The sequence below is a fragment of the Flavobacterium sp. M31R6 genome, from assembly GCF_013284035.1.
GTDB lineage: Bacteria > Bacteroidota > Bacteroidia > Flavobacteriales > Flavobacteriaceae > Flavobacterium.
This window is the reverse complement of record NZ_CP054141.1, coordinates 1151290-1166122: the sequence shown is the minus strand read 5'-3', so window position 1 is coordinate 1166122 and position 14833 is coordinate 1151290. Positions and strand designations below refer to the sequence as shown.

The following is a 14833-nucleotide window of genomic DNA, read 5'->3' as shown; positions in this document are numbered from 1 at the left end:
TAAATTCTTATTAACTATTCATGCATCGAAACAATGATGAATTCACTTCTTCTATTGGCTTGATGTTCTTCTTCGGTGCATTTCACTCCATCAGAACAATGATTTACTAACTGGGATTCCCCATAACCATTCCCTATTAATCTAACCGAATTGATACCGTTATTCACTAACCAATCCACTGTGGCTTTAGCTCTCTTATCTGATAATTTATCATTGTACTTAGCCGTTTGACGACTGTCTGTATGCGACCGAACTTCGATTTTCATCTCTGGATATTGTTGCATCACTGCTAATACTTTGGACAATTCATAGGCCGCATCTTTACGAATGGACGATTTATCCAAATCAAAATAAACAATCGGAATATTCAATGTTTTGGCTAAATCAGTCCCAACTCCTACTGGTTTGATGCGTCGTTCCAGCGCCACAGGAAGGTCTTTACTACCAGAGAACGTCTTTGTTGTAACAGGAACTTCATTAGTCTGATACTCCTCTTTCTCCCCTCTTACATAATAGGTTTTACTGCAATCCACAGGAAAGCTATAACGCCCTTGCCCATCCGTTTGAACCACTTGAAGAGGTTTGAAGTTAGCATCAAACAAACTCATCTGAGCATTAATCAAAATTTGGCCTGAATCCAAGTCGGTTACTAATCCTGAAAGCGTTTGTTCACAAGCCAGTTTTTTATTCTCCACAAATCGGTAAATATCATCGTATCCTTGGCCGCCTTCTCTATTTGAGGTAAAAAATCCATTTCTGTTTTTGCTGTTAATTAAAAAAGCGAAATCATCTTGCGTACTATTAATCGGTTCACCTACATTCTGTATATCATAAAAGCTATTATCTGTCCCTATTCGAGCCACAAAAACATCTAATCCGCCTAAACCTGGTCTTCCATCAGAGGCAAAATATAATTCGTTATCATTGGAGATAAAAGGAAAGGTTTCTCTACCTTCAGTATTGACTTCTGAACCAAGATTCTCAGGAACTCCATAAGTACCATCGCCATTTATTTTAACTCTAAACAAATCTGACTGCCCAAATGTTCCGGGCATATCCGAAGCAAAATACAACGTTTTTTCATCAACGCTCAACGTTGGGTGTGCTACACTATACTCATTGCTATTAAATGGCAATTCCGTAACATTACTCCATTGACCCTCCTGATCGAGTGTGGCTTTGTATAATTTAAGTAAAGTATTTTTATTGGCATCTCTACCTCTTTTCCCTTCCAAAAAATTGTTTCTGGTAAAGTACATCGTTTGACCGTCTTGCGTAAATATAGGAGTTGATTCATTGAACTTGGAGTTAATCTTGCGTTCGAATCGTTCCGGTGTTCCCATTTCCCCATCGGGTTTAATCTCAGACCAATAAAGGTTTGTAAAAGATTTATTAGTCCATTTGAATACTTTCTTAGAGACTCCTCCTGTATCTCTAGCAGATGCAAACACTAGTTTATTTCCTAAAATTGAACTTCCATAATCTGAAAAAACTGAGTTTACCCCAGCATCTACAACTTGAAAGCGACCTGAATTGGCTTTGATTTCGTCAAGGTAATTTCGATTGTCTTTGAACAGTTTTCCTCGTTTATCGTTAGTTGTTTTTTGATTGAACTGCTCCAGCATTTGATCGGCTTTACTATAATCACCATTGGATTTTAAAGTCTGGGAATAACGATAAAAATACTCTGGCTCTTGATTAGGATATAACGCAAAAAGTTGATCGTACCACTTTAAAGCTTGTGAAAATTCCGCTTTAAAATAATAGGAATTTCCTAATTTTTGAAACATTTTCTCATCTTGATACCCTTTTGCGGCAACTTTTTCATAATTATCTATCGCATCTACATAAGCAAAACGATCATAATTTTTTTCGGCTTTGGTTACCGTAGATTTTTGGGCAAATCCATGCAAAAAGAAAATACTCAAGAACAAACTATATAGTAATTTTTTAATTTTCATAAGTGTCGGTTTTAGAAGAATCTTGGGGAGATAATTTTGTCATATTTATTAAACAATTCGTATCGCAAAAAGATTTCGTGAGAACCGGAATTGTATTTCGCAAATTCAGTGGTGTCAAAATCATAACTGTATCCAATAAACCATGAATCGCTTGCCTGAAATCCTACCATGGCGCTCATAGCAGCACTCCATCTGTAAGCCAGTCCTGCGACAAATTTTTCGTTCATCATAAAATTAGCCGACACATCCACTTGCAAAGGAGCTCCTTGAACGTATTTAGTTTCCAAAGAAGGTTTCAATTTTAAGCTTGGACTTAAATCAAATACATATCCTGCTATCAAATAATAGTTGATTTTCTCTGTAGCAACATGGCTTGTAGAACTTGATGTCGCAGATTTATCAAAATGTTCGGTTTCAATCAAATTCGGTGCCGATATTCCGATATAACTATTATCAGAATGCAAATAGAATCCAACTCCGATATTAGGAGAAAATTTATTATCGATGTTATCCTGATACATATTAGGATCACCGGGTTGATATGTAAGTTTGTTGAAATCAACACTTAACAAATTGGCACTTGCTTTTATTCCAAAAGAGATTTTATACCTTTCAGATGCTGGTATTGTATATGAAAAATCCGCAGCAATATTATTCTCTGTAGAAATTCCAATTTTATCATTTACAACGGACAATCCCAATCCAACTTTACTTTCATTTAAAGGAGTATTAATAGAAAAGGAATTCGTCACTGGGGCTCCATCTACTCCAACCCATTGGTTACGATGCAAAGCAAAAATACTCATCGCTTGTCTGGATCCTGCATAAGCGGGATTCACCACTATCGTATTGTACATATATTGGGTATATTGAGCATCTTGCTGTGCAGAACTGACAATAGTGAAAAGCATTACTACCAACCCGATTATTTTTGTTTTCATGTGCTGTTTTTTATTCATAATACTTGGGCTCATATGACTATTTTCTATTCAAATACAAATAACCTGTTTTCTCAAAAGCATTGGATTCACTGTCTTTGTATTTCAGTATGTAGAAATAGGTCCCAGCTGGCAATTCCTGTGATTTTTCGACGGTCACTCTTCCTTCAGAGATACCTCTAAAGACAACATCATCATTGTTATAGTGTTCTCGCTCGAATACTAAAACTCCCCAACGATTAAAAATCTCTATTGAATTATCAGTATAACATTCTATTCCCTGAATATATAACTTATCATATTTATCACTTCCGTCTGGTGTTACTGCATTATACACTTTAATTGCGCATCCAGAGACTGTCAATACTGTAGGGTTGTCATTGACAACATTTATGTCATCTGATTTATCCTCAACCACTCTATTATTTGGGCTCGTTCCAAAAACCGTTGCTTGATTCGAAATGGATCCTTTATTAATATCCGTTTGTTTAATCGCATATACCCCTTGAAAATGGGTTGCATTAGTTTCTCCTATTGCCAATGTCAACGGGGTCCCTGTCATTACAACTCCAGGTAATGGATCTAATATGGTTACATTCGTCAATGGCACATTTCCAGTGTTCGTTACTTCAAAACTATAGGATATAGTTTCACCGGCTTGCGCATAACCATCAGCGTTCTCATCATTGAAATGGGCCGTTTTTACCAATGCTATACTTGGTCGTGCCACAAAAACATTGACTGAAGCCGTACTACAATTATTTGGATTTGCTTTCTCACAAATACTATATGTCAAAGTATAAGTCCCGCCTGGAATATTTGACAACGTATTTAACAATCCATTTGTACCCATTGTAAAATTGGGACTTGGAGTAAATGTCAAGATTACATCAGACGGATTTATAGGCACCCCATTAAAAGTATCATTGGCAATAGCATTAAAAATTCCATTTGATGCTTTTAATCCATCTATTATTCCAGCATCATCATTGTTTGCTAATATATCAGCATATGTTTTACAACTAATTCCAAAATCCAGATCCAAATGAACCTTCTCCGTTGCTGAAAATTGTGCGTACAAAATATTATTCGTTGTTAATCCACAATCAACATAACTTTTTGATTTATTAGTGCTGGATTGTTTAAGAGTAAGGCTTGGTAATACTTTTACCAATCCAGATGCAGACATCGCTTCGGAAGCCATTTCAAAATTAGCTTCTTTTATAAACTCAATTTTATATTCCCCGTAAGCATCTTTTGGTGCTCTTGTTCTCCAATATCCTTCAACACCCATGGTTACACTTCTTGAGAATCCATTAGGACCAGTTACGAATATATTTGGAACATTGGTTGTACCATTTCCGAAACCTGCTGCATTTAATTCTCCCGTATTTTCTTTTCCTTTATAACTACCGTCTCCATTAAAATCTATCCATTCCCATTTACTGTAATCGACAACTCCATTGGCATCTGGTAGATTTTTAGTCACAAGTCCGTCATTGTTGGCATCATACCACTCGTCTTGTATTCCGTTGTTATTTATGTCATACCATACAAAATCACCTAGTACTAATAAATCTGTTTTATCATACCCAAAATCAATTTTTTGATAGTTACAATCTTCAACTTTTAATATCAGGAAACTAGGAGTTGTATTAAATAATTCTTGAGCCGCATTCAAATTAGCATCCTGGACTTGCAATACATAATCTCCAGGAATCATTCCAGTAAATGCATAAGAACCATCTAATTTTGTTAAACTTAATAAAACAGGGCCGGTTGCATTATTGATTGGTTTTAATGTAACTGGAACGTTGGCTAATGGTGTATTTGTCCCCGCATTATAAACTACTCCTGAAATAGCTGTAGACAAATTACATATTACCGTTAGTGTGACTTTTGCAGATGCACAATTATTAGTATTATTTATATCGCAAATTGAATAAGTTAAACTATAAGTTCCTGCAGGGGTATTGGCCGCTAACTCAATAGTTCCGTCAAGTTTTAATTTCATAAATCCAGTAGAATCTGCTGCTACAGTCGATAATGTCACATTACTCAAAGTGGCTTTGTTTAAATCTACAAAATCATTGTCCAAGACATTCAAAATATTTTGAACACCATTGCTACTTGTTATAGGACCTGAAAGATCATCAACTGCAAAAACTGCTGGTGGAGCAGGAGCAGGAATATCATTATCAGTGATAGTGGCCGTTCCCGCTACCGATGTATTGCTTGTATTCCCTGATGTCACCGTAGCGTTCAAAGTAAAACTCTCCGATGGCTCATCTATAATGTCGTCCGTCGTTGGAACACTTACCGTTACACTGGTTTGTCCCGCTGGGATCGTTACTGTCGTGGTGGTCGCAGTGTAATCCGATGTTCCTGCTGTGCCTGTAGCCGTTACAACGTCAACAACCGTATCAACTGAACTTGCAACGTCTATCGATACCGTAAATACCGCGTTGGCTCCTTCGGTAACCGTTGGGTTACTGATGCTCACCGTTGGCGTGGCTTCGTTATCAGTGATAGTGGCCGTTCCCGCTACCGATGTATTGCTTGTATTCCCTGATGTCACCGTAGCGTTCAAAGTAAAACTCTCCGATGGCTCATCTATAATGTCGTCCGTCGTTGGAACGCTTACCGTTACGCTGGTTTGTCCCGCTGGGATGGTTACTGTCGTAGTGGTGGCGGTGTAATCCGATGTTCCTGCCGTGCCTGTGGCCGTTACAACGTCAACAACCGTATCAACCGAACTAGCAACGTCTATCGATACCGTAAATACCGCGTTGGCTCCTTCGGTAACCGTTGGGTTACTGATGCTCACCGTTGGCGTGGCATCGTTATCAGTGATAGTGGCAGTTCCCGCTACCGATGTATTGCTTGTATTCCCTGATGTCACCGTAGCGTTCAAAGTAAAACTCTCCGATGGTTCATCTATTATGTCGTCCGTCGTTGGAACGCTTACCGTTACGCTGGTTTGTCCCGCTGGGATCGTTACTGTCGTAGTCGTTGCCGTGTAATCCGATGTTCCCGCTGTGCCTGTATTGGTTACAATATCAATTACTGTATCTACTGAACTGGCAACGTCTATCGACACCGTGAATACCGCGTTGGCTCCTTCGGTAACGGTTGGGCTACTGATGCTCACCGTTGGAGTGGCTTCGTTATCAGTGATAGTGGCCGTTCCCGCTACCGATGTATTGCTTGTATTCCCTGATGTCACCGTAGCGTTCAAAGTAAAACTCTCCGATGGCTCATCTATAATGTCGTCCGTCGTTGGAACGCTTACCGTTACGCTGGTTTGTCCCGCTGGGATGGTTACTGTTGTAGTGGTGGCAGTGTAATCCGATGTTCCTGCTGTACCTGTAGCTGTTACAACGTCAACAACCGTATCAACCGAACTTGCAACGTCTATCGATACCGTGAATAACGCATTGGCTCCTTCGATAACCGATGGACTGCTGATGCTTACCATTGGAGTCGCATCGTTATCATTGATTGTCGCTGTTCCGAATGGAGTTGTATTGCTAGTGTTGCCTGAGGTTACTGTTCCGTTTAAAGTAAAGTTCTCTGCTGGTTCATCCGTTGCATCATCTGTCGTTGGCACATTTACTGTTACGCTGGTTTGTCCCGCTGGGATTGTTACTGTCGTAGTGGTGGCAGTGTAATCCGATGTTCCCGCTGTGCCTGTGGCCGTTACAACGTCAACAACCGTATCAACCGAACTAGCAACGTCTATCGATACCGTAAATACCGCGTTGACTCCTTCGGTAACCGTTGGGTTACTGATGCTCACCGTTGGCGTGGCATCGTTATCAGTGATAGTGGCAGTTCCCGCTACCGATGTATTGCTTGTATTCCCTGATGTCACCGTAGCGTTCAAAGTAAAACTCTCCGATGGCTCATCTATAATGTCGTCCGTCGTTGGAACGCTTACCGTAACGCTGGTTTGTCCCGCTGGGATGGTTACTGTCGTAGTCGTTGCCGTGTAATCCGATGTTCCTGCTGTGCCTGTAGCCGTTACAACGTCAACAACCGTATCAACTGAACTTGCAACGTCTATCGATACCGTAAATACCGCGTTGGCTCCTTCGGTAACCGTTGGGTTACTGATGCTCACCGTTGGCGTGGCTTCGTTATCTAATATTGTTACTGTAGCCGTTTGAATACCATTTTCAACAGCACAACCTCCTACTACACTTGTTATATTAGCAATAACTGATTCATTCCCTTCCGATATACTATCATCAATAGGATCAATGCTTACTGTTCCTGACAAAGAACCTGCAGGAATTACAATTGAAATACCCGATGCATTATAATCTAGACCACTTGCAGTACCTGTAAACGATAAATTAACTGTAACATCTTCATATGATATTGTAGATAAACTTGCTGTTAAATCAACCGTTCCTATTGAATTTTCTAAAACATTTGTAGAACCTGATAAAGATACGGTCGGCGAATAAACACTTACAGTTCTCGTAACGGTTGCATCAGGACACCCGCCAGTTCCTACAACTTTATATGTTATGGTAGCTGTTCCTGATGAGATTCCAGTAATTAATCCTGTTACAGGATCTACTGTCGCTATTGAAGCATTACTACTAGACCAACTTCCACCAGCTACGGTTGAACTAAATGTAGTACTTCCGCTTACACAAATAGCTTGTGTTCCAGATAATGTACCTGCATTTGGAGCAGCATTTATGGTCAAATTAAACGCTTGCTTGACAGCACAACCAATTATGTTAGTCATTGTGTATTCTACTGTTACCGTTCCAGCTGTTTGTCCAGTTAAAACTCCACCAATTGTAATACTTGCTGTGCCTGTACCGTTGGTTACAGACCATGTTCCCCCTGCCATAGCATTTAAGAAAGTTACTGTTCCTGAACCAGCACATACATTAATTGAACCCCCTGTGATTGCAGGTACAACTGGCAAGGCAATTACACTAACATCTCTTGTCGCAGTCACATCTGAACATACTCCAGTTCCCGCTACAGTATAAGTAATCGTTACTGTTCCTGCAGTTAATCCTGTAATTACCCCTGTTAATGAATCAACAGTCGCTTTCGAAAGATCTCCGCTAGTCCAAATTCCTCCTGTTACTGTTGAACTGAATGTCGTATTTCCTCCTACACAAACAGCTTGTATCCCCGAAAGAGTTCCAGCACTAGGTTGTGCCTGCGCACTTACCACCACCGAGGCTGTCGCATCAACCGTACAAGGTGTCGTAGCAGCAACGGTATAAGTATAGGTTCCAGCTCCCGCCAATGCCGGTGTCCAAATCCCTCCTGCTGTTGGTGTTCCACCTAATTGTGCAAATAATTGTCCTGCAGTTACCGTACTACCTGAACAAATGGTCAAAGTACCATCCGTTCCAGCATCGGGTCTTAGTATTATCGCTACTGTAGTTGTTGCACTCAATGGACGTGTACAACTACCATTACTAACAGTTGTTAGATTCAATGTTGTGGCGGTTGTTATTCCTGTTATTGTAATATCTACAGTTCCTGCGACTCCTATTGTCGCAGTGCCCGAAGCGGCTCCAGAATAGGTCACTATATTCCCTGCTGTGCCTGTTATTGTAAAGATAGCATCGCTTCCTGAACAAACTGAACTGCTTGAACTAATAGTCGGAACCGCAGGAGTAACCAACTTATCCAGATTGCTGAACGAAGCCGAAGCCCCCGAAGTACAGCTTCCGTTGTTTGAGGTAACCGTATAACTGGTGCCAAACACCATTGAACTTACCAATCCCGTGGCGTCCACCGTTGGACCCGCAGGGCTGAAAGTATAAGTATTTGTTCCAATGTAATTGCTGATACTGCTTGTACCAGCTGCCGCGCATGTTGGCGCAACCGAGGCAATAGTCGGAACCGCAGGAGTAACCAACTTATCCAGATTGCTGAACGAAGCCGAAGCCCCTGAAGTACAGCTTCCGTTGTTTGAGGTAACCGTATAACTGGTGCCAAACACCATTGAACTTACCAATCCCGTGGCATCCACCGTTGGACCCGCAGGGCTAAAAGTATAAGTATTTGTTCCAATGTAATTACTGATGCTGCTTGTCCCAGCTGCCGCGCATGTTGGCGCAACCGAGGCAATAGTCGGAACCGCAGGAGTAACCAACTTATCCAGATTGCTGAACGAAGCCGAAGCCCCCGAAGTACAGCTTCCGTTGTTTGAGGTAACCGTATAGCTGGTGCCAAACACCATTGAACTTACCAATCCCGTGGCGTCCACCGTTGGACCCGCAGGGCTGAAAGTATAAGTATTTGTTCCAATGTAATTACTGATGCTGCTTGTCCCAGCTGCCGCGCATGTTGGCGCAACCGAGGCAATAGTCGGAACCGCAGGAGTAACCAACTTATCCAGATTGCTGAACGAAGCCGAAGCCCCTGAAGTACAGCTTCCGTTGTTTGAGGTAACCGTATAACTGGTGCCAAACACCATTGAACTTACCAATCCCGTGGCGTCCACCGTTGGACCCGCAGGGCTGAAAGTATAAGTATTTGTTCCAATGTAATTGCTGATGCTGCTTGTCCCAGCTGCCGCGCATGTTGGCGCAACCGAGGCAATAGTCGGAACCGCAGGAGTAACCAACTTATCCAAATTGCTGAACGAAGCCGAAGCCCCCGAAGTACAGCTTCCGTTGTTTGAGGTAACCGTATAACTGGTGCCAAACACCATTGAACTTACCAATCCCGTGGCGTCTACCGTTGGACCCGCAGGGCTGAAAGTATAAGTATTTGTTCCAATGTAATTACTGATGCTGCTTGTCCCAGCTGCCGCGCATGTTGGCGCAACCGAGGCAATAGTCGGAACCGCAGGAGTAACCAACTTATCCAGATTGCTGAACGAAGCCGAAGCCCCCGAAGTACAGCTTCCGTTGTTTGAGGTAACCGTATAACTGGTGCCAAACACCATTGAACTTACCAATCCCGTGGCGTCCACCGTTGGACCCGCAGGGCTGAAAGTATAAGTATTTGTTCCAATGTAATTACTGATGCTGCTTGTCCCCGCTGCCGCGCATGTTGGCGCAACCGAGGCAATAGTCGGAACCGCAGGAGTAACCAACTTATCCAGATTGCTGAACGAAGCCGAAGCCCCTGAAGTACAGCTTCCGTTGTTTGAGGTAACCGTATAACTGGTGCCAAACACCATTGAACTTACCAATCCCGTGGCGTCCACCGTTGGACCCGCAGGACTGAAAGTATAAGTATTTGTTCCAATGTAATTGCTGATGCTGCTTGTCCCAGCTGCCGCGCATGTTGGCGCAACCGAGGCAATAGTCGGAACCGCAGGAGTAACCAACTTATCCAAATTGCTGAACGAAGCCGAAGCCCCCGAAGTACAGCTTCCGTTGTTTGAGGTAACCGTATAACTGGTGCCAAACACCATTGAACTTACCAATCCCGTGGCGTCTACCGTTGGACCCGCAGGGCTGAAAGTATAAGTATTTGTTCCAATGTAATTGCTGATACTGCTTGTCCCCGCTGCCGCGCATGTTGGCGCAACCGAGGCAATAGTCGGAACCGCAGGAGTAACCAACTTATCCAGATTGCTGAACGAAGCCGAAGCCCCTGAAGTACAGCTTGCGTTATTTGAAGTAACCGTATAGCTTGTGCCAAACACCATTGAACTTACCAATCCCGTACCATCCACCGTTGGACCCGCAGGGCTGAAAGTATAAGTATTTGTTCCAATGTAATTGCTGATACTGCTTGTCCCAGCCGCCGTGCATGTTGGCGCAACCGAGGCAATAGTCGGAACCGCAGGAGTAACCAACTTATCCAGATTGCTGAACGAAGCCGAAGCCCCCGAAGTACAGCTTCCGTTGTTTGAGGTAACCGTATAACTGGTGCCAAACACCATTGAACTTACCAATCCCGTAGCATCCACCGTTGGACCCGCAGGGCTGAAAGTATAAGTATTTGTTCCAATGTAATTGCTGATGGTGCTTGTCCCCGCTGCCGCGCATGTTGGCGCAACCGAGGCAATAGTCGGAACCGCAGGGAACAAATTAAAAGTAACATTAACATCATCCGCAGAGTCTGTACAAGGAGCATTAGAAATTGTCCAACGCAGCACATAAGCTGTTCCTGCTATGCCTGAGAAAGTTGTAGTTGGATTGGTATCCAAAACAAAGGAGCCACCCGTTCCACTTACAATAGTCCATTTACCAGTACCAACTGTAGGAGTATTTGCATCAAGAACAACCGCAGTAAGTCCGCATGTAGTCACTCCTATTTGGTCCGCTCCTGCACTGGCAGTAGTTGGATTGGGAGTTGTTGAAACATTTACAGTGCCACTCGTTGCAGTACAAAGTGCAGCATTGGTAGCCACAACATAATAACCATTTCCCGCTGGCAATGAAGACCATGTTAATCCTGATCCTGTTCCTGCTATAGCACTTTGCACAGAAACGTTACCCGAATTATACAATTGATAAGTCACTCCGCTTACAGATGTTGTTGATGTTATTGTGCCATTTGAACCAGGAGATACACAAATTGTACTTCCTGTTAAAGAAAGAGCTGTTGGATTAGGAGTTGTTGAAACATTTACAGTACCACTCGTTGCAGTACAAAGTGCAGCATTGGTAGCCACAACATAATAACCATTTCCGGCTGGCAATGAAGACCATGTTAATCCTGATCCTGTTCCTGCTATAGCACTTTGTACAGCAACATTACCGGAATTATACAATTGATAAATCACTCCGCTTACAGATGTTGTTGATGTTATTGTGCCATTTGAACCAGGAGATACACAAATTGTACTTCCTGTTAAAGAAAGAGCTGTTGGATTGGGAGTTGTTGAAACATTTACAGTGCCACTCGTTGCAGTACAAAGTGCAGCATTGGTAGCCACAACATAATAACCATTTCCGGCGGGCAATGAAGACCATGTTAATCCTGATCCTGTTCCTGCTATAGCACTTTGCACAGAAACGTTACCCAAATTATACAATTGATAAGTCACTCCGCTTACAGATGTTGTTGATATTATTGTGCCATTTGAACCAGGAGATACACAAATTGTACTTCCTGTTAAAGAAAGAGCTGTTGGATTGGGAGTTGTTGAAACATTTACAGTACCACTCGTTGCAGTACAAAGTGCAGCATTGGTAGCCACAACATAATAACCATTTCCGGCTGGCAATGAAGACCATGTTAATCCTGATCCTGTTCCTGCTTTAGCACTTTGTACAGCAACATTACCGGAATTATACAATTGATAAGTCACTCCGCTTACAGATGTTGTTGATGTTATTGTGCCATTTGAACCAGGAGATACACAAATTGTACTTCCTGTTAAAGAAAGAGCTGTTGGATTGGGAGTTGTTGAAACATTTACAGTGCCACTCGTTGCAGTACAAAGTGCAGCATTGGTAGCCACAACATAATAACCATTTCCGGCGGGCAATGAAGACCATGTTAATCCTGATCCTGTTCCTGCTTTAGCGCTTTGTACCGCGACATTACCGGAATTATACAATTGATAAGTCACTCCGCTTACAGATGTCGTTGAAGTTATTGTGCCATTTGAACCAGGAGATACACAAATTGTACTTCCTGTTAAAGAAAGAGCTGTTGGATTGGGAGTTGTTGAAACATTTACAGTACCACTCGTTGCAGTACAAAGTGCAGCATTGGTAGCCACAACATAATAACCATTTCCGGCTGGCAATGAAGACCATGTTAATCCTGATCCTGTTCCTGCTTTAGCACTTTGTACCGCGACGTTACCGGAATTATACAATTGATAAGTTATTCCGCTTACTGATGTCGTTGAAGTTATTGTGCCATTTGAGCCAGGAGACACGCAAATTGTGCTGCCTGTTAAAGAAAGAACTGTGGGTAATGCAACGGGAGTAGTCGATACACTAGCTGAATTGTTTGAAGTGTTACTGTCTGGCTGACTACCTGCTGGAATAGCAGCCGTATTCAAATATACTCCGCTAGCATTTACTTTACACAAAACTTTTAAAGTAATAACCTGCGCATTATTTAAATTACCTATACTCCAAATACCTGTAGTTGAATTATACGTTCCAACCGATGGAACAGAACTTATATATGTGTAGCCTGAAGGCAATAAATCGTTAACCGATAATCCAGAAGCATTATTGGGACCTAAATTAGTCACCTTAACTGTAAATTCAACATTTGAACCGACACAAGGATTAGCAACATCAACTGTTTTGAGTACTTCAAGATCAGTACATAAAGTAACAATAATCGGTCTTGATTGAATCAGAGACCCGCAAACTAAAGTTGACGCAACTGAATACGAACCAGTCTGTGTAGCTGTGTATGTATTTGAAGTTTCTCCTGAAATAGCAACTCCATTATAATACCATTGATAAGGAGCAAATCCAGATGGTGTAGATAAAATTGCCGAATTATTAGTACATCCACCTCCTGAAATATAAGTCAAAGTAGGATCATCTGGCTGTTGTGCAAAATTCGAGAAAAAACCTGCCATAGAAAACCCTCCTCCTTGCTGTACAATAGAAACGGTCAACTTAGCCGAACTTGAAACCGAAATTATATCAGGACTACTTATTTGTGTATCCGTAAAATTTATTAAATACCATCCAGTTGTACCTAATTGATATCTTGCCCCTGCAAGAGTTTCAATATTAACCCCATTAACATCAACAACAGCTGTTGCGTCTTTCAAAAGGACATATCCAAAATAAGGTAAAGAAGTAGCAGAATTATAAGCTCTAAATTTTTTGGTCTCTATAAAGTTTGAGCCTCCACAGGCAGATACCGGAGCAATTACTGAAATATCCACCTCACAAGATTGTGCAGTACCTGAATAAACAGCTACATTTTCTGTTGAGGAAACTCTTGTTGCGGTAAATGGAGTATTGGAAACTCCATTTTTAAATGTGTAAAAATCTCCTGCATTCACAAGAGTGGTAGTTACTGTACCCGTCAAAGTTCCAGTTGTTGAAAATGTATTAATGGTTAATACCGTATTGGCCTTTATAGCAACTACCGTTGTTTGCTCGGCAGTATCATTTCCTTTACCTCTTTCTATAAAATATTCAGCACCCAAAACAGATTCCGGTGGTATCTGATCAAAAGCTCCGTCTCCACAGCCCCCTGGCGCATCGAGTCTTGCTGAAGTATTCATAACTGTCCCACTAGAAGACTCCACCAAAGAACCTATAGCTGCCTGAAACAAATAACTCTCACCTGCATTTAATGTCGTTAAAACGACGCCATTTAATTTTATTGTTGTGCCATTATTTATAGCCATTATACTGTAAGTCGGCTTTTCCGTACCCGCCAAACTTCCATCTCTGTAATACCCAATTCTATAACGTACCCCAATTCCTGCATCACCAAAACTTGTTAACGATGCATTCCCTTTTATATTAGCATCAGTTCCATCAGAACCTAAATTATCTGAGGCCACATTTCTTAAATTAACTGAAGTAGGACCATCACTAGTTATTATTAGTCCTGCTGCATTTACAATTGTATTAAAAGGATGAACACCTAAAGCACTTGGAAGGCCTGAAAATCTATAAACTGCTGGCGTCCCTTTAATTGCCGTTAAATTCGTTATTAAAGTACCATCACTTTTTTTCAAAGCTATATTTACAGTAGTAGTAGAATTTGTAGCTATGATAATTTCATTAGCCTTACTAAAGTATTGCCATGGTGCCGGAGCTACATAGTGTTTCGTGTAAAATTGAGAAAAAACAGTATGACTACTGAATAAAAATAAAGCAACAATTAACAATGGCTTAATAAGGTTAAGCCTTTTGAAAGTAAAGTTCGTCATAATTAAGCATTAAGTTTCAATAGATTGGGTTCTACAAAACTATATAATTATTAATAACTTATTAACAAAATCCGTTTAACTGCAAATTTTGTCGCTAATAAGCGCTTTACTCGATA

At 41.5% G+C, this 14833-nt stretch carries 3 protein-coding genes; all 3 read right to left on the bottom strand.

The genetic code is table 11. The features are described from left to right. Positions 1 to 14: 14 nt before the first annotated feature. From HQN62_RS04675 to HQN62_RS04665, 3 genes are read right to left on the bottom strand one after another with little or no spacing between them, the layout of a single operon-like run. Entirely contained in the window at positions 15 to 1961 is a 1947-nt protein-coding gene (locus tag HQN62_RS04675) for an OmpA family protein (RefSeq protein WP_173503497.1), read from the bottom strand. A gap of 11 nt (positions 1962 to 1972) precedes the next feature. Continuing rightward, the gene (locus tag HQN62_RS04670) at positions 1973 to 2902 is read right to left on the bottom strand and encodes a PorP/SprF family type IX secretion system membrane protein (RefSeq protein WP_173503496.1); all 930 of its coding nucleotides are present in this window, start codon (positions 2900 to 2902) and stop codon (positions 1973 to 1975) included. A gap of 37 nt (positions 2903 to 2939) precedes the next feature. Further along, the gene (locus HQN62_RS04665) at positions 2940 to 14717 is read right to left on the bottom strand and encodes a Calx-beta domain-containing protein (protein WP_173503495.1); all 11778 of its coding nucleotides are present in this window, start codon (positions 14715 to 14717) and stop codon (positions 2940 to 2942) included. Between the last annotated feature and the right edge of the window lie 116 nt (positions 14718 to 14833).